We start from the raw sequence: 20229 nt of genomic DNA, 5'->3' as shown, positions 1-20229 counted from the left end.
ATCCTATCGAAAGCCGACCGGCAAGTTGAACTGATGCGTCCCGCTCACGCCCTGCGGCGCACGGGGCAGGCGCGCGCGCTGCACGGCGCGCAAAGCGGCTTGGTCCAGCGCCGCATTGCCGGAACTGCCGGTAATGCTGACCCCTGCCAACTGCCCCCCCGCTGTGACCGACAGGCGCAACTGCACCACGCCGCGTGCGCGCGTTTGGGGCCGCGATTGCGCGCGCTGCACGGCGGCGCGGATGCGTCCGCCCCACTCGGCCAAGGCGCTCGCGGAATTGCCGCCACCGCTTTGCACCTGCGCCGCGCCTTGGCCGCGTTGCGCGGCCGCACCTTGGCCGCTGGCGCGTTGCGCGGGCGGGCTGGCCGGGGCGCTGGCCTTGGCCTTGGGGTCGGGCCGCGCGCGCGGGCGGGTTTCGGGCGGGGTGTCGGGCTCGGCGAACAGTTTGGGCAGGTCGGGCGGGGCCATGCGCGGCGCGGTCTTGGCCCTTGGCGCAACCAGACCCGGCAACTTGGGCAAGGTATCGCGGGACATATCCGGCAGCGCATCGGGCGCGGCCTGCGGCGCAGGCGGAGCGGCCATGTCGGGCGGGGCCGCGACCTGCACCGGGGCGTCCCAGTTGCGGACCATGGCCGACAAAGCCGGATCCGCCGCGCCCAAAGGGGCGGCCACCGTCACAGACCCCTCGCCACCATCGCCACCCGCCGTCATCCCGTCAGGGGCAATGGCCGCGAAGGCCGCCAGATGCACCGCAACCGCTGCCACACCGAAGCCCGCGAATTCCAGCCCTGTGCGCATCAGCCGCCCCCCTGCCGCGCAACAAGCGTGACCGCACGCACCCCGCCCTGCCCCAACTCGCGCAGGGCAAGGGCCAAACCCGCCGCCGGGGCATCGGCATCGGCGCGCAGGGTCACGGCTGCGTCCAGCGCGGCCAGGTCAGGGGCCGTGCCATCCGCCGCCAGCAGATTGCCTGCGGGGCCAAGCCACAGGACCGCCGCGCCCTCTGGCACCGGGCCATCCGCCAAGGATACGTTAGGGAGTGTCACCTCTACCGGGTCGGGCGCGGTGATCTGCGCGGTCATCAGGAAGAAGATCAGCAGCAAAAACACCACATTTATCATGGGCACGACACTTTCGCGCGGGGCGCGGGGGCGAGAGGCGGGCGCGAAATCCATCACGGCTCCATCAGCACAAGCGAAGGCAACCCAGCCGCACGCAAGGCATCGGTCAGGTGGGCGGCATCCTGCACGCTGGCACCGTCGCGCGGGCGCAAGACGACCAGCGCATCGGGGCCGGGCATCAGCGGGGTCAAAGCATCTGGCAAGTCTGCGAGAGCGGTTTCAACCCCGTTTAGCCAGACCGCGCCACCGGCGAATTCGACCAGCCTTGGTGGGCCGGAATAACTACCATCCGCATGTCCGGCGGGGGCCAGCGCCAGCCCCACATCCTGCCCGAAACGCGCGGCCAGCATGAAGAACACCAACAGCAGGAACACCACATCTATCATTGGGGTCAGGCTGGGTTTGCGGCGCGGACGTGGCGGGCCGAACTGCAACATCAGCGCCCCCCGGTGGTAAAGACTCGGGTGGCCAAGTCTTCCATGTCGGCCTGCACCCGTTCGCAGATGCTGTCATACCAGCTAAGCGCCATGGAGGCCGGGATCGCCACCGCCATCCCCGCCGCCGTGGTCAGAAGTGCTTGCCAAATGCCACCTGCAAGCGCTGCGGGGTCGGCGCGGTTGCCGGCAGCTTGTAGCGCCTGAAACGCCTCTATCATGCCCAGAACCGTGCCCAAAAGCCCGATCAAAGGCGCGATGGTGGCGATCAGTTCCAAGGCGCGCAACCCGCGCCGTGTCTGCATCAGCGCGGATTTCGCGACGCGGGCGGTTTCCTCGCGGGCGTGATCGTCGGTCAGGGCGGGGTCAAGCCGCGCTTGAATCGCGCAGCGCAGCACGCGGGCGCGCAGGCCCCTGCGCCCGGCCAAGGGCGCAAGCGCCCCCTGCCCTGCGCCGCTGCGCCAAGCGGCAACGGCGGCTTCGGCAGGGCCGCGCGACCATGCGCCAAGGCGCGCCATGTCCCACAGCTTCCACAAGATCAGCGCCATGGTCACGACCGACAGCGCGGCAATTGCCCAAAGTGCGGGGCCGCCTGTCAGCAAAAATTCCTGAAACCCTGTCATCATCCCTCGCTTTGCGGGCCGATTGTGGCCCGCCACTCTGCCGCGCCGCGCGCGACGGCGTCAAACACCGCACGGCCAAGCGCCTCGCCCTGCGCGGTATGCAGCCCGGCGTAATCCTGCGCACCCGGCGGTGCGGCAACGACAATACAATCGGTGCCGGTGCCCGTGGCCGTGCGACCGCCCGGCACGCGGTGGCCTGCGGCAATTATCGCGGCGGTACGCGCTTGGGTGGCGATGCTGAGCGCTTCCAGCAAGCCCGTGTCAGACAAGGGCAGCGACAGTTTGACCGCTATGTTGATGGTGCCGTAGCTGGGCAAGACCTTGTCCCAGTTGCGGCCAGCGCGGTCCACGCGCGCGCCGACCGTTTCGGCATTCGACAGGCCAACAGTGGCAAGCGTCTCTGCCGTCACATCCTCTACCGTGGCGCGGGCCAGATGGTGATGGGCAATATCGCGCGAGGTGAGCAAACACACCGCGTCGCGCCCCGCCATTTCACGCGCCAGCCACGCAGCCACATCCAGATCGGCGGGCAGATCGGCGTTGCGCACCTGCCGCCACTGGATATGCTGCGCAATCTGGTAGCCGGGGCGATGCGGCGCCCAAGACAGCACCCGGTGCGGCGCGCCCAGATCACAATCCAACCATGGCGCGGCAAGCGTGACCTGCATCAGACCACCCCCAGCGGCTGGCAAATCGGACCGTCCTCTGTCTGCTGCACATAGGCGCGAATCTGGAACACGCGGGCCAGCAGCTCGGGCGTCAGAACATCGCGCGGTGGGCCATCGGCGGCGATGCCGCCTTGCCACAGCACGACAAGGCGCGTGCAATAGCGCGCAGCCAACCCCAAATCGTGCAGGGATGCGATCACGCTGCGCCCGCGCGCGGCCTCTGCCGCCAGCGTGTCCATCAGCCCCAGCTGATGCGCAGGGTCCAACCCCGCCGCCGGTTCATCGGCCATCAACAAGGGCGTGTCCTGCGCCAGTGCGCGAGCGATCAGAACGCGGGCCTGTTCACCGCCCGAAAGCTGCGTGGCGATGCGGGTGCGAAACCCGTCCAGCCCCATGCGGGAAAGCGCCACGTCAATCGCGGCGCGGTCAGCATCGCCCGGCTTTTGCCCGCGTGGCAGATGCGGCAGACGTCCCAGCGTGACCAGATCCACCACACTGACCGGCCATCCGATTTCGCGCGCTTGCGGCAGCCATGCGACATGGCGGGCGCGGGCGCGGGCGGGCAAGGAAGATAACGAGGATTGCCCGCGATGCGGCATCATCCCCAGTGCCGCGCGCATGAGCGTGGTCTTGCCCGCGCCATTGGGGCCCAGCAAGCCCACGAATTCGCCCGCGCCCACGGAAAGATTGATGTCGCGCAACACGTCACAAGGGCCACGGGCCACGGCAAAATCGGACAGGGCAAGACCAGTCATAGCGCCTGCCCCCGTGTCTTGAACACCAAGTGCAGGAACAAGGGCGCGCCAACAATCGCGGTCAGCACCCCCAGTTTCAGGTCGCGGTCAGGCAGCACCAGCCGCACGGCAATATCGGCGGCCAGCACCAGCACAGCGCCGCCCAGCGCCGAGGCCCAGAGCAAACTTGACGGGCGCGCGCCAACAAATGGGCGCAGGATATGCGGCACGACAAGCCCCACGAAGCCCACAGCGCCCGCGACCGCCGTGGCCGCGCCCACCATGCTGGCCACGGCCAACACCAGCAATAGCCGCAAGCGGAACAGGTTCACGCCCAACGAGGCGGCGCTGTCTTCGCCCAGTGTCAGCGCGTCAAACGCGCGGCCTTGGGCCAATAGCACAACAGCCCCGAGGGCAATGAACGGTGCGGCCAACCAGACATGTGTCATGGACCGGTCGGCAAGCGAGCCCATCATCCAAAACATGATTTCGGACGCGGCGAAGGGGTTGGGCGACAGGTTCAGCACCAGCGCGGTCAAAGCGCCTGCCAAAGCGGATACCGCGATCCCGGCCAAAATAAGCATCAGCGCGCCGCCGCGTGGCCCCGCCAGCGCCAGGATCAGCCCCACCGCCAGCACCGCCCCCAGCAATGCGGCCATGGGCAGGCCCAAGGCAAATTGCGCGGCAAAGCCCGTTTGCAGCGCGATCACCGCGCCCAAAGCCGCAGAGCCAGAGACCCCAAGCAACCCCGGCTCGGCCAAGGGGTTGCGCAGATAGCCCTGCATCGCCGCACCCGCCAAGCCCAGCGCGGCCCCGATCATGGCGGCCAGAATGGCGCGTGGCAGGCGGATTTCGCGCATGACCAGCGTTTCGGCCAGCCCCTCGCCCCGCAGCAGGGCGGCAAGCGAGGTCGCAGGCGACAGCCCCGCCGGGCCAATCAGCAGCGACAGCGCGAACAGCGCCACGATCAGCACACTCAGGACAAGGGTCAGCGTGCGGGTCATTGGCCAGCCTCTTGCAGCCGGGCAATGGCGCGCAAAACGGCGGGCGTGCCGCAGACCCATTCGGCATCGGACAGCGCGCTGCCCGCGTGCCGGTCGCGCAGCGCGTTCATCGCGGGATGGGTCAGCACAGATTCCGAACGCGACGCGCCGGGATAATTCTGACCGGAAATGACAAGATCGGGCATCAGCATGAGCAACCGCTCCATCGGCAGGGTGCCGCCGCCGGACAGACCCGCTTCCAGCGCGATATTGGCAAAGCCCGCCGCCGTCAGAATGTCATTGGCAAGTGATTTGTCGCCCGATGTGTAATTATTGGCATAATGCAACGCCGCGCGGGGGCGGCGGTCCGGATCGGCGCGCAAGGCGGCCAGATCGGTTTCGAATTGCGTGGCGACAGTATCGGCTTGGCGCGCGCGCCCCAGCAAACGGCCCACCTCGCGGATGGCGTCCGGGATCTGGTCCAGACTGGTGACGATGGGCAGTTGCACCACCTCTACCCCCAGCCGCCGCAATAGCCCGACCGTGTAGGACGAGGTGAACTGCCCGGCCAACACCAGATCGGGGCTCAGGCGGAACACCTCTTCCGCCTGCCCGTGGTTGATGGGGTATTTGCGCGCTTCTTCCAGCATGACCGACACGTTCGGGTCATGCGAAATGCGCGAGATCGACACCAACTGCCCCGGTGCCGCCAGCAACATGGCCAACTGGTCCGTGCACAGGTTGATAGAGACCACCCTCTCGGGTGGCCCCGCAGCCGCGGCCCCTGCCCAAAGGGCAAAGGCCGCAGCCAGTGCCTTAGAAACGCGACGACAGGCCAAGGTAGAAGGCCCTGTCAGAAGTGCCGTAACCTTCAACCGTCTGATACTGTTTGTTAAAGATGTTCTCGACACGGAAGGTCAGTTGCGCGCGCTCAGTCAGGTCATAGCTGAAATTCGTATTGACCACGCCGAATCCAGGTATGGATGACCCGCCAAACCCGAACCGCTCGGAAGATGCCGCAAGCGTGGTGGTATTGCGCAACCCTTCCATAATCTTCCAGTCCACCGAGACTGCAAGATCATGCTTGGGCACGTTGCCGACAGGGTTGCCGGAGCGATCTTTAGCATCGGTGAATGTATACGCGCCGGACAGGGAGAGATTGTCGCTTATGTCATAGGTGCCCGACATTTCTACCCCTTGCAGGCGCGAGCGGCCCGCGATCTGAACATAGCCGGTAGTATAGCCGATCAGATTATCGATATCGGTCCGGAACAATGCCACATCAGCTTTGAACGCCCCGAATTCACGCGACACACCTATATCGAAAGATTCGCTTTCTTCGGGCTTCAGGTTGGGGTTGGCACCAAACGGGCCAAACATTTCATTCGCCGAAGGCGCGCGGAACCCTGTCCCGGCAGACGCGCGCACGACTGTCGCGGCATCAGGACGCCAGACAAAGGCTGCGCGACCCGTGATCTGTCCACCAAACCGGCTGTCATCCTCGCGGCGCAGGGCAAATGTAAGGTCGATATTTTCGGTCGGTGCATAAAGGTATTCGGCAAAGAGCGCATTGCGCCGGATCGTGCCGTCGAAGCTTGCACCACCGGGGCGGAACGCATCATAGGTTTCACGCTGGTATTGCGCACCGAACACCAAGGTGCTGTTGCCCGACAGATCAACGCGCCCATTATATTGAATGCCTGTGCGTCCGCCCTGAAAATCGGTCGTGGTAAAGGTCGTCGGCGCGTTCGGGTCGGCGCGCTCGTTGCGGCTGGTTTCAATGCTGATTTCATTCTCGACCGCGCCGAGCGCGAATTCAACAAAACCGCGCAGGCCGTAGCGCTCTGACAGACCGAAGCGGTTGGGGTCATCCCCGCCTACCCCCGCACCGGCGTCGAATTCGTTAAACGAATCTTGGTAAAAGGCCGAGGCCCCGACCGCCACGGTATCCGTCAATTCGTGCCGTGCGCGAAAGGATAGGATCGTGCTGCGGAAACCGTCATCTTCGGTGTTGCCATCGTTTTCATCGGCGCTGGAAAAACCATCGGTTAAGGCGCGCTCAAAGGTGAAGGCCACTTCGCCACGTTCAAACCGCTGCCCGTAGGACAACCCCAGTCGGCGCGTGTTGAAACTGCCGAATTCCGTCGTGACCTTGGTTTCAGAACCGACCTCGTCAGGGATTTCCCCCATGGTCAAATTGACCACACCAGCAATCGCATTCGACCCGTAGATCGCCGATTGAGAGCCCTTCAACACTTCCAGCCGCGAAACCGCGCTGCTGGTCAGACCAGCAAAACTGAATTGCGACTGCAACTGGGACGGATCGCTCATATTGATGCCGTTAATAAGCACCGGGAAATAACGCTCATCCGCCCCGCGAATGCGCACGCTGCCAGAGGCACCAATCGGCCCACGCTGGGTCATGGTCACGCCGGGTAGTCGCGACAGGACCGTGTTTACCTCTGTTTCATTCGCTTCTTCAATATCTTCGCGTGTCAGCACCTGCACTCGCGCGCCGGTGCGGCCAAGCTCTAGCGGAACACGGCTGACCGAAAAGGTCACTTCTTCAAGGTTGATAATATCTTGTGCCGCAGCACCACCGGCCATCAGGCCAAGGGCTGCGACCGTGCCAAGGAAATGGCGTTTGGCCATGGGTCTACACCTATGCAAGGGCCGACAGCGCGGCCCAAAACGAGAGAATGTCGGCAGGTGCAGGGCGCACCGCAGACGGCGAAAGATGCCACCGCTACGGTAAAACCGTTACCCGCAGCGCCGCCCGCGCCGGGATAGGGTGAACACTTTGGCAGGTCTCCTGACTTGCGGGTCGTCGCTTTGCCGGGCCTTCCCGTGGCTTGCACCACAGTGGCATATGCCGACATTGCTAACCGCTTACAGTTGCGGGGGCAGTCGCGGATTTGCAGCCCCAAAAGGCCGCGCACCGCGTTCCCATTTTAACCGGCTGTTCACACAACCGGACCAAAGTGTGTTGGTCGTAGAACCTTCGCCGAGTCGGCGCAACAGTTTTTCAACGCGCCCAGTCGGGTGTTGCCAGAATTGCGGCCAGAAGCCGGGGCAAACAGCACCGATCCAGCACAAGGATCATGCGCGGCGCATTGACGGTCAGGCGCAAGCTGTCGCCCGCCATCCGGTTCGAGGTGCCAATACGCGCGTCGGGTGCAAAATCCAGCCCGTCGATCGGCCATTCCAGCCCGGACGATTGGCCCGCAACCGCGCCCATGGGAAACAGCGACACGCGCGCGCCGGGTTCCAAGGGCATGGTCAGCGCGGGCGGCGCCAGCAGGCAGATATCTTCTGCCCCCAGCAACAGCACCCGCGCACTGCCATTGCGGACAAGCGATGTCATCGCGGCCAATGTGTGGTCGGTGCGCGCACCTAGAAAGCCCAGACCAATCATGAAGGGTGCCGCAACAAGGCGCAGGCACTTGTCCAGATCGGTGCTGTCTTGCTCGGGGACATGGTTCACGCGCGGGCCAAGGCGGGCGCGCAGCGCGGGACGAATCGAATCAAGGTCGCCGATCACGGTCTGCGGGGTCTGGCCCAGATCATCCAGCTGATTTGCCCCGCCATCGGCGGCCACCAGATCGGGTGCCAGCGCCAGCGCCTCGGCCAGAACAGCAGGTTCAAAACCGGCCCCACCGGCCAGCGTGACGCCATTCTGTGTTTGGAAAACAAGGGTCAATAGGCTACCTTCCGAATGCGGCACGAAACTTGGGTTATGGTCATAATCACATCTTAAAAAAACCCAAGTTCAAACATGTAATCGCTTTGGTGTTCCGCGATCTTGGGGAACGTGCAGTTAGTAAAAGAGCGATGTGATGGTTGGTCCAAGCAAAATACTTACAGTATCCTACGGTACGTTCTCGTGTACTCTGGAAGGCTTTGATGAGCCTTTCGGCACAATGCAGGCAATCGCGGAGTATTTCCGGGACTTGGCAGCGCAGGACCGCTATTTTGGGGCGGAACCGCCGACCCCAGACGCGGAAATGCTGCATCGTATTGCCGAACGCGAAGTGCAGCGCCGTGTGGAGAGCCAAGTTCAGGAAAACGGGATCATCCTGCGTCAGCAGGCGGATCACAGCCTGTCGCAAACCGTTCCTGCGCCTTTCGCCTTGGCCAGCGCGGCATCGACCGCAGCAGCGCCTGCGGCAATGATGGCCGCAGCAGCACCTGCCGCTGCAACTCCCAACCAGAACGCAGAAGCGACGCCCCCCCAACCATCGGAGATTACCGACAAGCTGGCGCGCATCCGCGCGGCTGTTGCCAAATCGGAAGCGGTAGAGGACGCCGCGCCGCGGACCGCACCTGATGCAGACCTGCCCGACAGCGCCGACCCCGAACAGCCGGAGTTTGAAGATACCCTTGCCAGCTTGATGGCAGAGGACATGCCGGAAGAGACGGCCGGGCACGCGGAGGATGCCGAGATCGTGGCGTTTGACGCCAGCGACATGGCCGATGACAGCCCGGCTGCGTCAGAAGACATCGTGTCGGACGACGAGAGCGCCGATGAGGACACGTCGCTGGAACCGGTGACCGAAGCACCGGTCGCCGCACAGCCCGACACGCAGGACAATTCCGACGAATACGACGATTATGGCCTGTTCGACGAAGATGAGGACGCGCCACAAAACAGCGCGCCTGCCAGCGTGTCCAGCGCTCTGGACGCTATGCAACCTGTCGCGGCAGAGCAAACCATGGATGCGCAAGACGATTCGTTTGAGGACGAATTCGAAGATGAATTCGAACCGGACGACGCGGACAGTGCCGCCGATTCGGCACCTGCCCATCCCGAACCCTTGGAAGCCCCCGCGGCAGAGCTGAGCCAGCGGCAGCCAGAGGCCTCACACGCCGCACCGGCAAAGTCGGTCTTGGCCGAGGAGATGGACGAGGACGATTTCGAGGCTGAGCTGGAACGCGAAATGCAGGACGCGGCCCGCCTTGAACAAGAACGCCACTCCATCGAAACGCTGCGCAACGAAATTCGCGATATCTTGGGGCGGACCGGGCTGAACCAAAGTTCCGAAAGCTCGCTGGTCGAAGAGCTGGCGGATATCGAAAAAGAAGCGATCATTCGCCACCCGCATTTCAACCGCAAGGCCAAGAAGCGTATCCCCGGCGATACCGAAAGCACCGCCGAGCGCCTGCTGGAAACCGCGAAATCGGCTTTGGGCGAGCGTGATTCGAAGCGCCGCCGCGAGACGTTCGAACATATCAAGGTCGCGGTTGCAGCCACCCGTGCCGAAGAAATCGTGGAAGGGCCGCGCCGTCGTGATATCGAGCAGGATCGGGAGATTGACAAATATCGGGCGAGCATGGACGCACCCGCCCCGCTTGATCCTGCCCTTGTCCGTGCAGCAGCGCGCGCCCGCGCAACCCAAGACGACAAGGCCGCGAATGACGCGGATTATGACATCTGGGAAAAGGATGAGGTGAGCCTTGACAGCGCGCCCGTGGTTGAGGCTGCCGCGCCGCAACGCGCGCCCGCAACCATGCGGATGGCGGACGCCCCCGCAGAGGTCACTGCCAAAGCACCGCGCGCAGCAGAGGCCGACGCTTTTGCCGCACAGGATGACGACTCGGCCGAACTTAACCCGCGCCCGCGCCGCCCGGCTGTCGCAACCGCACGCCGCACCGAGCGGCCCTTGTCGGGCCGGACCCCGCTGGTTCTTGTGTCAGAGCAACGGGTGGACGCCGCAACCGCCGCCAGCGGCCCGGTGCGCCCGCGTCGCATCCGCGCCAGTCAGGCAGCCGAAACCATCGTGCCTGACGTTGATGGCACCGCTCTCGGGCAAGACACGGTCGAGACGTTCAAGGCGTTTGCCGATGACGTGGATGCTTGGCTTCTGGACGACCAGATCGAAGCCGCCGCGGCCTATTCGACCCATATTCTGGGCCAGGAGGAATTCTCGCGCCCCGACCTGATGAAGCTTGTTCTGGCCTATAACGAGGGGAAAGAGGTCAGCCGCGAGGACATGCTGCGCGGCTTTGGCACTTTGTTGCGCGAAGGGCGTCTGGAACGGGGGAATGCCGGTGCGTTCCGCCTTGCTCCGGCTTCGGAATACGACGAACCGGCGCGGAAATACGCCCAGCGTTAAACGCGAACAACACACAAAAAGCCCCGGCAGCACGCGCCGGGGCTTTTTTGTTTGATGTCTGTCTATTGCTCTGGCGGTGCGTCCGGGTCGGGCTTGCCCACACCCAGAAACACTTTCTTCAATGGCAAGGTCCAGACAATGCCCAAGACGACATAAATCAGCAGTTCCACCCAAAAGGACGGGCGATCGAACAGTTCGACCACGTTAACCGTGACAACAATGTAAAGCGGCAGCGCCACCACAAGGGCGAATATCGACCAGCGTTTGCGGGCTTTGTAGGAAAGGGCCATCAATCCTCGAATGGGTCTGTGACTAGGATAGTGTCTTCACGTTCTGGAGATGTGCTAAGTAGCGCGACCGGGCAGCCGATCAACTCTTCCACGCGGCGGACATATTTGATGGCATTGGCAGGCAAATCAGCCCAAGAGCGCGCGCCCTCGGTCGATTCAGACCAGCCGGGCATCTCCTCGTAGACGGGTTGGCACCGCGCCTGCGCTTCGGCGGCCGTGGGCAGGTAATCAAGCATGGTGCCATCCAGATCGTAGCCCACGCAGATTTTCAGCACCTCGAACCCGTCCAGCACATCCAGCTTGGTCAATGCTATGCCATTCACGCCGGAAGTGGCGCAGGTCTGGCGCACCAGACAGGCATCGAACCAGCCGCAGCGGCGCTTGCGCCCGGTGGTGGTGCCAAATTCATGCCCGCGCTCGCCCAGACGCTGCCCGTCGGCATCGTCCAATTCGGTCGGAAACGGGCCTTCACCCACGCGGGTAGTGTAGGCTTTGACAATGCCCAGAACGAAATCAATCGCGCCGGGACCAACGCCCACGCCAGTTGCCGCCTGCCCCGCGATCACGTTGGAGGATGTAACAAACGGGTAGGTGCCGAAATCCACGTCCAGAAGCGCGCCTTGCGCGCCTTCGAACAAAATGCGCTTACCGGCTTTGCGCTTGTCTTGCAGCACCTTCCAGACAGGGGCCGCGAAGGGCAAGATTTGCGGTGCAATCTCGCGCAGGCTGGCCAGAAGGGCGTCACGGTCGATAGGGTCCAGCCCCAAACCACGGCGCAGCGCATCATGATGCACAAGCGCGCGGTCCACGCGCAGTTGCAAGGTTGCGTCATCGGCCAGATCGGCCACGCGGATCACGCGACGACCGACCTTGTCTTCGTAGGCCGGGCCAATTCCGCGCCCGGTGGTGCCGATTTTCGCAACAGAGTTCTGGTTTTCGCGCGCGCGATCCAATTCGCCGTGGAAAGGCAGGATCAGCGGGGTATTCTCTGCAATCATCAGGGTGTCGGGCGTGATGTCCACGCCTTGGGCGCGGATCGTTTCGATCTCTTGCACCAAATGCCACGGGTCCAGCACCACGCCATTTCCGATGACCGACAGTTTGCCGCCGCGCACAACGCCCGAGGGCAGCGCGTGCAGCTTGTAGACCTTGCCGTCAATAACCAAGGTATGCCCGGCATTGTGACCGCCCTGAAAGCGGGCCACGACATCGGCCCGCTCGGACAACCAATCGACAATTTTTCCCTTGCCTTCGTCGCCCCATTGCGCGCCGACCACCACGACATTGGCCATTCCCGGACCTTTCCTTGCTGAAACCGTTCCGCTCTTACCCTGTTGCGTGGGTGCGGAAAACCCGAATCTGTTGATTTGCGTGCCACGATGCGGGGTTGCAGACATGCGCATGAACGCCTAAGTGAACGACAAAGCTATTCGCGGGTTTCCTGATGCAAAATGTCGTGCTCATTGTTCACCTTCTGCTGGCGCTGTCGCTGATCGGCGTTGTGCTGGTGCAGCGCTCCGAAGGGGGTGGGCTTGGCATTGGCGGGGGCGACGGCAACCCGCAAGCAGGCCGCCCGCCGCTGACGGCCATGGCCAAGTTGACATGGGGGCTGGCCGCCAGCTTCATCGCAACTTCGCTGTTTTTGACGGTTCTGGCAGCGCAGCAATCGGCCAGCACGTCGGTTCTGGACCGTTTGGGCGTTCCCGCCCCGGCAGAAGCACCGGCAACGCCAGAGTTGCCCGCCGCCGACAGCCTGCTGCCGCCCAGCCTGACCGACGACTCGCTTGCACCGCCACCGGCAGAGTAAAGGCTGCCCGCTTGCGGGCGCGCGCATTCTCGGGTAAGGCATAAGTCCCGTGAAGGTGTGCCGGTTCGCGCGCCGTTTTCCAATTCTGACACTTCACGGGGAGGTCCGAGCAGACCCATGGCGCGTTATATTTTCATTACCGGTGGTGTCGTTTCGAGCCTTGGCAAGGGGCTTGCTTCTGCGGCATTGGGCGCCTTGTTGCAGGCCCGGGGCTTTACCGTGCGGCTGCGCAAGCTAGACCCTTACCTGAATGTCGATCCCGGCACGATGTCACCATTCGAGCATGGTGAGGTGTTCGTCACCGATGACGGGGCCGAAACCGATCTGGACCTTGGCCATTACGAGCGCTTCACCGGGGTCGCGGCGCGGCGCACCGATTCGGTGTCGTCAGGGCGGATTTATTCCAACGTGCTGGAACGCGAACGCCGGGGCGATTACCTGGGGCGCACCATTCAGGTGATCCCGCATGTGACCAATGAAATCAAAGACTTCTTGGCCGTGGGCGAAGATGAGGTCGATTTCATGCTATGCGAAATCGGCGGCACGGTGGGCGATATCGAAGGTCTGCCTTTCTTCGAAGCCATCCGCCAATTCAGCCATGAGCGCCCGCGCGGTCAGTGTATTTTCATGCATCTGACACTCTTGCCCTATCTGGCCGCGTCGGGAGAGTTGAAAACCAAACCCACGCAGCATTCGGTCAAGGAATTGCAAAGCATCGGCATCGCGCCTGATGTGCTGGTCTGCCGGTCTGAACATCCGATCCCGGAAAAGGAACGCCAGAAGATCGCGCTGTTCTGCAATGTCCGGCCAGAGGCGGTGATCCCGGCCTATGACCTGAAATCCATCTACGAAGCGCCTTTGGCCTATCACGAAGCGGGCTTGGACCAAGCCGTTCTGGACGCGTTTGGCATTACCCCTGCCCCGCGCCCGCAGCTTGACCGCTGGCATGATGTGATCGACCGTTTGCAGCACCCCGAAGGCGAGGTGCGCATCGCCATTGTCGGCAAATATGTGCAGCTAGAGGACGCCTATAAATCCATCAAGGAAGCGCTTGTGCATGGTGGCATCGCCAACCGTGTGAAGGTGCAGGTAGAGTGGATTGACGCCGAGGTGTTCGACAGCGAAGACCCGTCCAGCGCCTTGGAACCTTATCATGCCATTCTGGTGCCCGGCGGCTTTGGCGAGCGCGGGACCGAAGGCAAAATCCGCGCTGCGACCTATGCGCGGGAAAAGAAGATTCCCTATTTCGGCATCTGTCTGGGTATGCAAATGGCGTGCATCGAAGCCGCGCGCAACTTGGCCGGGATTGCCGATGCCGGGTCCGAGGAATTCGACCACGAAGCGGGCAAGAAACGTTTTACGCCCGTGGTCTACCACCTGAAAGAATGGGTGCAGGGCAATCACAAGGTCGAACGCAAGGTGGGCGACGACAAGGGCGGCACCATGCGGCTTGGGTCGTATAATGCCAGCCTGTTGGATGGTTCGCGCGTGGCGGAAATTTACGGCACGACCCGGATCGAGGAACGCCACCGCCACCGCTACGAGGTGGATACCAAGTTCCGCGACGCATTGGAGGCAAAGGGGCTTAGCTTTTCGGGCCTGTCGCCGGACGGCTCGCTGCCCGAGATCGTGGAATATCCCGATCACCCTTGGTTCATCGGCGTGCAATTCCACCCAGAACTGAAATCGAAACCCTTCGAGCCGCACCCGCTTTTCGCTGATTTCGTGCGCGCGGCGGTCGAAGTGTCGCGGTTGGTCTGACCTGCCGCGCTTTTTCGCCCTTTCCACAGCCGCCCATTCGGGCATAGTGCAGGGAAAATGACGAAAGGTGCCATCATGTCCAATCCGATCGAAGCCCGCATTGCCGAACTTGGCCTGACCTTGCCCGACGCCCCCGCGCCTGCGGCGAATTATGTGCCTTTCGTGCAAAGCGGGCCTTTGGTGTTCATTTCGGGCCAGATTTCCAGCGGGGCGGATGGTCTGATCTGCGGCACGCTGGGTGCCGATACATCGGTCGAGGATGGCGTGACCGCCGCCCGCGCCTGCGGTTTGGCGCTGATCGCGCAACTGCGCGCGGCTTGCGGGGGTGACCTGACCCGCGTGAAACGCGTGGTCAAGCTGACCGGTTTCGTGAATTGCACCGCCGATTTTACCGACCAACCCAAGGTCGTGAACGGCTGTTCCGACCTGATGGTTGCCGTTTTTGGCGAGGCCGGGCGCCATGCCCGCGCCGCCGTGGGCGCACCCAGCCTGCCCTTGGGCGTGGCCGTGGAAATCGAAGGCATTTTCGAGATTGTCTGATCTACCACCCGCGTTTCTGACCCGCCCCATCGCGCATCGCGCCCTGCACGGATTGGCAGGGCCGGAGAATTCGCGCGCCGCCATCGCAGCTGCGGTTACCGCAGGCTATGCACTAGAGATTGACCTGCAAGCCAGCGCCGACGGTGTGGCGCTGGTGTTTCACGACCACAATCTGGAGCGGTTGACCTATGCCGCCGGTGCGGTCGCAGACCGGCCCGCGCACGAGCTGACAGATTTGCCGCTGCGCGGCACGTCCGAGTGCATTCCGACCCTGCGCGAGGTTCTGGCCCTTGTCGCAGGCCGCGCGCCCCTATTGATAGAGGTGAAGGACCAAAGCCGCACCCTTGGCCCCGTCGATGGGCGGCTGGAAGCCGACACCGCCGCCGCGCTGCGGGGCTATCAAGGTCCGGTCGCGGTCATGTCCTTCAACCCGCACAGCATGGCGGCCATGGCGCGGCTCGCGCCCGACATCCCGCGCGGGCTGGTAACCTGTGCTTTTGCGCCAGAGGATTGGCCGGGCGTGCCCCATGACCGCTTGGCGGAACTTGCGACCCTGAACGCCGTCGCGGCCACAGGGGCCAGCTTCATTTCGCATGAGTGGCAACTGCTGGACATGGCCCCGGTCGCCGCGCTGAAAGCCCAAGGCATGCCGGTATTGTGCTGGACAATCCGCGACACCGCGCAAGAAGCCCAAGCGCGGCACGTTGCAGACAACATAACCTTTGAGGGTTACACCCCGTAGCGCGCCATGAAGGTCGCCACGGCCCCGGCCAGAACATGCTCGATCTCTGCTTCGGTGAAAGTGTATTGCACACCGCAAATCATGCGGTCGCAGATCGTGGTCTGGCACAGTTGAAAGAACTGGTCTGCGGCAAGGTCAATGTCATCGACACGCAGCACCCCGCGCTCGGTTGCGGCGCGCAGATAGGCACCGAAACAGGCCCGGCCCAATTCTGGCCCGCCTTCGTAAAAGGCGCGCCCAATTTCGGGAAAGCGCGGGGTTTCGGCCACGCAAATGCGATACATCGCCAGCGCGAAATCAGACGTCAGGTAGTCAAGCATTCGCCGCCCCGCCTCGTGCAGGGCGTGCTCTGGGGACAGATGCGTGTCGTTCAACTCTACCGCCGAATCGGCCAACCGCAGCATTTCCGCGCGATACATCGCGGTGAACAATTCGCGTTTATCGGCGAAGTAGCTGTACACGGTTGCCTTGGATACGCTCGCCGTGCGCGCGATTTCATCCATGCTGGCACGCTCATAGCCATGCGCCACGAAAACCGCGCGTGCCCCATCCAGCACCTGTTGAACCTTGCGCCCCTGCGGGATCGAAATCTCTGCCGTCGTCATGCCTGCTCCTGCCATATGTTACAGATAGGCACTTGCGCCCGGTATGAAAAGCGGTTCCGCTGGCGCGCATAGGCCACCATTTTAACAGGTTCGGAATATGGTGACGATCTTTTTGGAAACTTTGCCGTTTTTTGCGCTGATCGGGCTTGGCCTTGGGGCGGCGCGGCTGGGCTTTTTCCCATTAGAGGCAACGGCCTATCTGACGAAATTCGTGTTCTACTTTGCGCTATCGGCGCTTCTGTTCGGGTTTGCCGCCAATCTGGGCTTGGATGACATCTGGCAACCGCGCGTGATCGGAGCCTATTTGCTGGCTTGCTTAACGGTTTATCTGGCGGTGATGTTTCTGGCGTTCCTGCGCCGCGCCAGCCTTTCAGAAGCCACGATAGAAGCGCAATGCGGCATTATCGGCAATACCGGTTTCATGGGGCTGCCAATGCTGGCGCTGCTGCTGGGCGCGGAATCGGTTCCCTATATGCTGATTATCCTGTCGGTGGATCTTGTGGTCTTCTCCTCGCTGTTCACCATGATGATAACCTTGGCCCGCCAAGGCCAGATTGATCGGGCCTTGCCGCAAAAACTGCTGGGCGCGGTGGCGCGCAACCCGATGGTGGTAGCCATGGTGGCGGGGCTGGTCTGGGCCTCTACGGGGCTGGCCTTGCCCGCGCCGGTCAATGACACGCTGACACTTCTGGGCGCTGCGGCCACACCGGGCGCGTTGTTTGCGATTGGTGCATCGCTGGCGGACAAACGGGTCGAGCGTCTGGGCCTTGTCACTTGGCTGACCTTCGTAAAACTGGGGCTGCACCCTGCCGTCGTCGCGTTGTTTGCGCTGGTCGTATTCAAGCTGGAGCCGGTCGCAAGCGCGGTTCTGATCGCAGGCGCGGCACTTCCTGTTGCGGGCAATGTGTTCATCTTGGCGCAGCATTACAATGCCGGGCCCGCGCGCGTATCCGCCACAATTCTTGTTTCAACGCTTATCAGCATGGCGACGATCCCGCTGGTCGTTGCATGGGTCAGCCAGTTCTGACAGGTTGCGGCCCAAAGAAATGGGGACATGACATGGAAACGATTTCAGAAAACCGGTGTTTCGGCGGCGTGCAGGGGGTTTACAGGCATCCGTCGAAGGCCACCGGCTGCGACATGACCTTTGGGCTGTTCCTGCCCGCAGAGGCGGCACAGCACCCGGTGCCACTGCTTTGGTATTTGTCGGGCCTGACCTGCACGCATGAAAACGCCATGACCAAGGCGGGTTTGCAGGCGCATGCCGCAGCGCATGGCGTGGCGGTCGTGTTTCCCGATACCAGCCCCCGCGGCGAGGGCGTGGCCGATGACCCGGCCTATGATCTGGGCCAAGGCGCGGGGTTCTATGTAAATGCCACGCAAGCCCCATGGGCAGCGCATTACCGCATGTGGGAATACATCACGCACGACTTGCCGCGCGTTCTGTTCGCCTATTTCGCCTTGGAAGAGGACCGGCAGGCCATTACCGGGCATTCCATGGGCGGGCATGGCGCCTTGACCATGGCCATGCGGCTGCCGGGGCGGTTCGCGTCGGTGTCGGCCTTTGCGCCCATTGCCCATCCCATGGCCAGCGATTGGGGGCGCAAGCAACTAGGGGCCTATCTGGGGCCGGACGAAGCCACTTGGGCCGCGCATGACGCGACGCTGCTGATGCGCAATGGCGGTTTCGAGGGCGAGGTGCTGATAGATCAGGGCACGTCTGACCAGTTCCTGGACCTCTTACGCCCTGACGCCTTGGCGCAGGCCATGACCGCGACCCGCCAACCCGGCAGTTTCCGGATGCAGAAAGGCTATGACCACAGCTATTTCTTCGTCTCGACCTTCGCGGGCGCGCATGTCAGCTTTCACGCAGAGGCGCTGGCGCGATGAACGATATTCACGCCGTCGTGTTCGACATTGGCAATGTGCTGGTGGGCTGGCAACCGGAAGCGTTTTTCGACAGCCGGATCGGGGCCAGTCGGCGCCAAAAGCTGTTTGCCGAGGTTGATCTGAACGGAATGAACCTTGCGGTTGATCGCGGCGCCCCTTTTGCCGAAAGCGTGCGCGGGCTTGCCGCGCAGCACCCCGATTGGCACGATGAGATCATGCTGTGGCATGATGGCTGGCCGCAGATGTTCGCGCCGGTCATTGCCGAAAACGTGGCCCTTTTGCGAGGGCTGCGCGCGCAAGGGATGCCGGTTTTCGCATTGTCGAATTTCGGGCGCGAGACATTTGCCTTGGCCTGCGAAACCCATAATTTCCTGACAGAGTTCGACCAACGCTATATTTCCGGGCATCTGGGGGTGCTGAAGCCAGAGCCAGAGATTTATCGCATTCTTGAACGGGAAAGCGGTGTGCCGCCGCAAAACCTGTTTTTCATTGATGACCGGCCAGAAAACATCGTTGCCGCGATTGCGCGTGGCTGGTCTGGCCATGTTTTCGAGCACCCCGATACGTTGCAAGCGGATTTACAAAAAAACGGCATAAATGTAGCGATGCAAATATGACCGAATCTTTCATTGGCCACGAAATAGAACCGCAGCTTGACTGGTTAGAATTGATCGCCGCTATCGGCGCGGGGCATCGATTGGCAAAAGCCACGATAACCGACAGCTTCCTTTATCGTGGAAAAGACACCCTGTTGTCGCGCGCGGCTTGGATTGATGGGTTGGGATCATTGGTTAAGACCGCCACGATTTTTCCAGAAAACGCCGCCCACGGTCTGGCAAATGTGAACGGCGCCGTTGCCCTTTTTGCAGATGCAACCGGCGTGCTAGAGGCGATGTTGGATTTCCATTTGGTTACCAAATGGAAAACCGCAGGTGATAGCCTGTTTGCCGCCAGCAAACTTGCCCGCCCGGATAGCCGGAAAATTGCGCTGATCGGGGCCGGAACGGTTTCACGCTCTATGCACGCGGCATATTCGGCACTATTTCCCGATGCGGAATTCACGGTCTGGAACCGCAGCCCCGGCGCTGCACAAGAAATGGCGCGCACCTTGCCGCGCTGCCACGCGACGGACGACCTGCAAAATGCCGTGTCGCAAGCTGACATCATTTGCACCGCGACCCTGAGCAAGACGCCCATCTTGCGCGGCGCATGGCTGCGACCGGGACAGCATATCGACCTGATCGGGGCGTTTCGGCCCGATATGCGCGAAGCGGATGATCTAACTTTGCAACGCGCCAAGCTATTCGTGGACAGTTATGAGACAACTCTGGACCATATTGGAGAGTTGAAAATACCTCTCTCGGAAGGCACCATAGCAAAGAAGGATATTCACGCCGACTTCTACGGGAGCGCGCAAGGGTCGTTTTTCCGCCCTTCGGACGATGCGATTACCCTTTGCAAGAATGGCGGCGGCGCACATCTGGATTTGATGACAAGTAGCTATATTTTGTCTAAATGGAACGCAGTGGTAGAAAACAAACAGGCTTGAAACCCGTTTGAAACTGGCGCATGAAATTTGAAACGATCAACTGGAGGAAACCATGGTCGATCTGGATACCCTTTCACTATCGGAATTGAAGAAACTTCAGAAAGACGTGGCAAAAGCCATCGACACATTTGAAGAACGTGAATTGAAAGCCGCCGCCGCCGAAGCGGAAGCCGTGCTGCGCGAGCGTGGGTTTTCTCTGGCGCAGGTCATGCAAATGGGTATGACCAAACCCCGCGCAAAGGTTGCCCCGAAATATGCCAACCCGGCAGATCCGTCGCAGACATGGACCGGACGTGGCCGCAAACCCCGTTGGGTGGTTGACGCTTTGGCAGCGGGTAAAACCCTGACCGATCTGGAAATTTGACAACG

The 20229-nt window shown here is 62.4% G+C and carries 23 protein-coding genes and 1 riboswitch; of the genes, 10 read left to right on the top strand and 13 right to left on the bottom strand.

The features are described 5' to 3' along the window. Positions 1–3: 3 nt before the first annotated feature. From tolA to AWT76_RS04445, 10 genes are all read right to left on the bottom strand, one after another. Positions 4–798, bottom strand: a complete 795-nt coding sequence (gene tolA / locus AWT76_RS04490) for a cell envelope integrity protein TolA (RefSeq protein ID WP_072245283.1) — start codon at positions 796–798, stop codon at positions 4–6. Next, positions 798–1175 (bottom strand): ExbD/TolR family protein, encoded by a 378-nt coding sequence (locus AWT76_RS04485; RefSeq protein ID WP_072245281.1) that lies wholly within the window; start codon positions 1173–1175, stop codon positions 798–800. Before AWT76_RS04485 ends, tolA begins: the two co-directional genes overlap by 1 nt. Then, the gene (locus tag AWT76_RS04480) at positions 1175–1558 is read right to left on the bottom strand and encodes an ExbD/TolR family protein (RefSeq protein WP_176699339.1); all 384 of its coding nucleotides are present in this window, start codon (positions 1556–1558) and stop codon (positions 1175–1177) included. The genes AWT76_RS04485 and AWT76_RS04480 overlap by 1 nt, the downstream gene beginning before the upstream one ends. Further along, on the bottom strand, positions 1558–2178 hold the full coding sequence (locus AWT76_RS04475; RefSeq protein ID WP_245638772.1) for a MotA/TolQ/ExbB proton channel family protein: 621 nt from the start codon (positions 2176–2178) through the stop codon (positions 1558–1560). The genes AWT76_RS04480 and AWT76_RS04475 overlap by 1 nt, the downstream gene beginning before the upstream one ends. After that, entirely contained in the window at positions 2178–2849 is a 672-nt protein-coding gene (locus AWT76_RS04470; RefSeq protein WP_072247441.1) for an adenosylcobinamide amidohydrolase, read from the bottom strand. The genes AWT76_RS04475 and AWT76_RS04470 overlap by 1 nt, the downstream gene beginning before the upstream one ends. Continuing rightward, positions 2846–3601 carry an ABC transporter ATP-binding protein gene (locus AWT76_RS04465; RefSeq protein ID WP_072245279.1) on the bottom strand — a complete coding sequence of 252 codons (756 nt, stop codon included), beginning with the start codon at positions 3599–3601 and terminating at the stop codon, positions 2846–2848. Before AWT76_RS04465 ends, AWT76_RS04470 begins: the two co-directional genes overlap by 4 nt. Next, the gene (locus AWT76_RS04460; RefSeq protein WP_072245277.1) at positions 3598–4584 is read right to left on the bottom strand and encodes a FecCD family ABC transporter permease; all 987 of its coding nucleotides are present in this window, start codon (positions 4582–4584) and stop codon (positions 3598–3600) included. Before AWT76_RS04460 ends, AWT76_RS04465 begins: the two co-directional genes overlap by 4 nt. After that, a complete protein-coding gene (locus AWT76_RS04455) occupies positions 4581–5402 on the bottom strand; it encodes an ABC transporter substrate-binding protein (protein ID WP_245638771.1) in 822 nt (273 codons plus the stop codon). The genes AWT76_RS04460 and AWT76_RS04455 overlap by 4 nt, the downstream gene beginning before the upstream one ends. Beyond that, positions 5380–7215 (bottom strand): TonB-dependent receptor plug domain-containing protein, encoded by a 1836-nt coding sequence (locus AWT76_RS04450; protein WP_072245275.1) that lies wholly within the window; start codon positions 7213–7215, stop codon positions 5380–5382. Before AWT76_RS04450 ends, AWT76_RS04455 begins: the two co-directional genes overlap by 23 nt. A gap of 133 nt (positions 7216–7348) precedes the next feature. Next, a riboswitch (cobalamin riboswitch) is annotated at positions 7349–7559 on the bottom strand. 29 nt (positions 7560–7588) lie between these two features. After that, complete coding sequence (locus tag AWT76_RS04445) at positions 7589–8263, bottom strand: thiamine diphosphokinase (RefSeq protein WP_072245273.1); 675 nt, start codon at positions 8261–8263, stop codon at positions 7589–7591. A gap of 220 nt (positions 8264–8483) precedes the next feature. Here AWT76_RS04445 and AWT76_RS04440 point away from each other — a divergent pair, with 220 nt between their 5' ends. After that, on the top strand, positions 8484–10676 hold the full coding sequence (locus AWT76_RS04440; RefSeq protein ID WP_072245270.1) for a prolipoprotein diacylglyceryl transferase: 2193 nt from the start codon (positions 8484–8486) through the stop codon (positions 10674–10676). Between the two features lie 62 nt (positions 10677–10738). Here AWT76_RS04440 and AWT76_RS04435 read toward each other — a convergent pair whose 3' ends face one another. Both AWT76_RS04435 and AWT76_RS04430 read right to left on the bottom strand, forming a co-directional pair. Continuing rightward, complete coding sequence (locus AWT76_RS04435; protein ID WP_072245267.1) at positions 10739–10966, bottom strand: DUF2842 domain-containing protein; 228 nt, start codon at positions 10964–10966, stop codon at positions 10739–10741. Next, positions 10966–12258 (bottom strand): adenylosuccinate synthase, encoded by a 1293-nt coding sequence (locus tag AWT76_RS04430; protein ID WP_072245265.1) that lies wholly within the window; start codon positions 12256–12258, stop codon positions 10966–10968. The genes AWT76_RS04435 and AWT76_RS04430 overlap by 1 nt, the downstream gene beginning before the upstream one ends. A gap of 152 nt (positions 12259–12410) precedes the next feature. Here AWT76_RS04430 and secG point away from each other — a divergent pair, with 152 nt between their 5' ends. The 4 genes from secG (at position 12411) to AWT76_RS04410 (ending at position 15816) form a co-directional block, all read left to right on the top strand. Beyond that, positions 12411–12773, top strand: coding sequence for a preprotein translocase subunit SecG (secG, locus tag AWT76_RS04425; RefSeq protein WP_072245264.1), 363 nt, complete (start codon positions 12411–12413; stop codon positions 12771–12773). A gap of 117 nt (positions 12774–12890) precedes the next feature. After that, positions 12891–14534 (top strand): CTP synthase, encoded by a 1644-nt coding sequence (locus AWT76_RS04420; protein ID WP_072245263.1) that lies wholly within the window; start codon positions 12891–12893, stop codon positions 14532–14534. 75 nt (positions 14535–14609) lie between these two features. Continuing rightward, positions 14610–15074: a RidA family protein gene (locus tag AWT76_RS04415; protein ID WP_072247439.1), complete on the top strand. Its 465-nt coding sequence runs from the start codon at positions 14610–14612 to the stop codon at positions 15072–15074. Then, a complete protein-coding gene (locus tag AWT76_RS04410) occupies positions 15067–15816 on the top strand; it encodes a glycerophosphodiester phosphodiesterase family protein (RefSeq protein ID WP_072245262.1) in 750 nt (249 codons plus the stop codon). The genes AWT76_RS04415 and AWT76_RS04410 overlap by 8 nt, the downstream gene beginning before the upstream one ends. Here the strand turns inward: AWT76_RS04410 and AWT76_RS04405 are convergent. Further along, positions 15804–16421, bottom strand: a complete 618-nt coding sequence (locus AWT76_RS04405; RefSeq protein ID WP_072245261.1) for a TetR/AcrR family transcriptional regulator — start codon at positions 16419–16421, stop codon at positions 15804–15806. The two genes, AWT76_RS04410 and AWT76_RS04405, sit on opposite strands and share 13 nt — an antisense overlap. Positions 16422–16518: 97 nt before the next feature. On the opposite strand from AWT76_RS04405, the gene AWT76_RS04400 reads away from it, so the two are divergent. Genes AWT76_RS04400 through AWT76_RS04380 form a run of 5 tightly spaced genes read left to right on the top strand, consistent with a single transcriptional unit; the run spans position 16519 to position 20224 of the window. Continuing rightward, positions 16519–17448, top strand: a complete 930-nt coding sequence (locus AWT76_RS04400; protein WP_072245259.1) for an AEC family transporter — start codon at positions 16519–16521, stop codon at positions 17446–17448. 32 nt (positions 17449–17480) lie between these two features. Continuing rightward, on the top strand, positions 17481–18311 hold the full coding sequence (gene fghA, locus AWT76_RS04395; RefSeq protein ID WP_072245256.1) for an S-formylglutathione hydrolase: 831 nt from the start codon (positions 17481–17483) through the stop codon (positions 18309–18311). Next, complete coding sequence (locus AWT76_RS04390; RefSeq protein WP_072245254.1) at positions 18308–18928, top strand: HAD family hydrolase; 621 nt, start codon at positions 18308–18310, stop codon at positions 18926–18928. The genes fghA and AWT76_RS04390 overlap by 4 nt, the downstream gene beginning before the upstream one ends. Beyond that, positions 18925–19860: an ornithine cyclodeaminase family protein gene (locus AWT76_RS04385; protein ID WP_072245252.1), complete on the top strand. Its 936-nt coding sequence runs from the start codon at positions 18925–18927 to the stop codon at positions 19858–19860. Before AWT76_RS04390 ends, AWT76_RS04385 begins: the two co-directional genes overlap by 4 nt. A gap of 52 nt (positions 19861–19912) precedes the next feature. Then, positions 19913–20224 (top strand): H-NS histone family protein, encoded by a 312-nt coding sequence (locus AWT76_RS04380; RefSeq protein WP_072245249.1) that lies wholly within the window; start codon positions 19913–19915, stop codon positions 20222–20224. Positions 20225–20229 lie beyond the last annotated feature (5 nt).

Origin of the sequence: Roseibaca calidilacus, assembly GCF_001517585.1 — a bacterium.
Classification (GTDB): Bacteria; Pseudomonadota; Alphaproteobacteria; order Rhodobacterales; family Rhodobacteraceae; genus Roseinatronobacter; species Roseinatronobacter calidilacus.
This window is presented reverse-complemented; position numbering and strand designations above follow the sequence as displayed.

Bases quoted from the DNA above. Each gene is read 5' to 3' on its own strand.
- AWT76_RS04440 (WP_072245270.1), top strand. From the start codon at position 8,484: ATGCAGGCAATCGCGGAGTATTTCCGGGACTTGGCAGCGCAGGACCGC.
- AWT76_RS04405 (WP_072245261.1), bottom strand. From the start codon at position 16,421: ATGACGACGGCAGAGATTTCGATCCCGCAGGGGCGCAAGGTTCAACAG.
- AWT76_RS04390 (WP_072245254.1), top strand. From the start codon at position 18,308: ATGAACGATATTCACGCCGTCGTGTTCGACATTGGCAATGTGCTGGTG.
- AWT76_RS04435 (WP_072245267.1), bottom strand. From the start codon at position 10,966: ATGGCCCTTTCCTACAAAGCCCGCAAACGCTGGTCGATATTCGCCCTT.
- AWT76_RS04485 (WP_072245281.1), bottom strand. From the start codon at position 1,175: ATGGATTTCGCGCCCGCCTCTCGCCCCCGCGCCCCGCGCGAAAGTGTC.
- AWT76_RS04465 (WP_072245279.1), bottom strand. From the start codon at position 3,601: ATGACTGGTCTTGCCCTGTCCGATTTTGCCGTGGCCCGTGGCCCTTGT.
- AWT76_RS04400 (WP_072245259.1), top strand. From the start codon at position 16,519: ATGGTGACGATCTTTTTGGAAACTTTGCCGTTTTTTGCGCTGATCGGG.
- AWT76_RS04380 (WP_072245249.1), top strand. From the start codon at position 19,913: ATGGTCGATCTGGATACCCTTTCACTATCGGAATTGAAGAAACTTCAG.
- AWT76_RS04475 (WP_245638772.1), bottom strand. From the start codon at position 2,178: ATGACAGGGTTTCAGGAATTTTTGCTGACAGGCGGCCCCGCACTTTGG.
- tolA (WP_072245283.1), bottom strand. From the start codon at position 798: ATGCGCACAGGGCTGGAATTCGCGGGCTTCGGTGTGGCAGCGGTTGCG.
- AWT76_RS04415 (WP_072247439.1), top strand. From the start codon at position 14,610: ATGTCCAATCCGATCGAAGCCCGCATTGCCGAACTTGGCCTGACCTTG.
- AWT76_RS04460 (WP_072245277.1), bottom strand. From the start codon at position 4,584: ATGACCCGCACGCTGACCCTTGTCCTGAGTGTGCTGATCGTGGCGCTG.
- fghA (WP_072245256.1), top strand. From the start codon at position 17,481: ATGGAAACGATTTCAGAAAACCGGTGTTTCGGCGGCGTGCAGGGGGTT.
- AWT76_RS04385 (WP_072245252.1), top strand. From the start codon at position 18,925: ATGACCGAATCTTTCATTGGCCACGAAATAGAACCGCAGCTTGACTGG.
- AWT76_RS04420 (WP_072245263.1), top strand. From the start codon at position 12,891: ATGGCGCGTTATATTTTCATTACCGGTGGTGTCGTTTCGAGCCTTGGC.
- AWT76_RS04450 (WP_072245275.1), bottom strand. From the start codon at position 7,215: ATGGCCAAACGCCATTTCCTTGGCACGGTCGCAGCCCTTGGCCTGATG.
- AWT76_RS04480 (WP_176699339.1), bottom strand. From the start codon at position 1,558: ATGTTGCAGTTCGGCCCGCCACGTCCGCGCCGCAAACCCAGCCTGACC.
- secG (WP_072245264.1), top strand. From the start codon at position 12,411: ATGCAAAATGTCGTGCTCATTGTTCACCTTCTGCTGGCGCTGTCGCTG.
- AWT76_RS04430 (WP_072245265.1), bottom strand. From the start codon at position 12,258: ATGGCCAATGTCGTGGTGGTCGGCGCGCAATGGGGCGACGAAGGCAAG.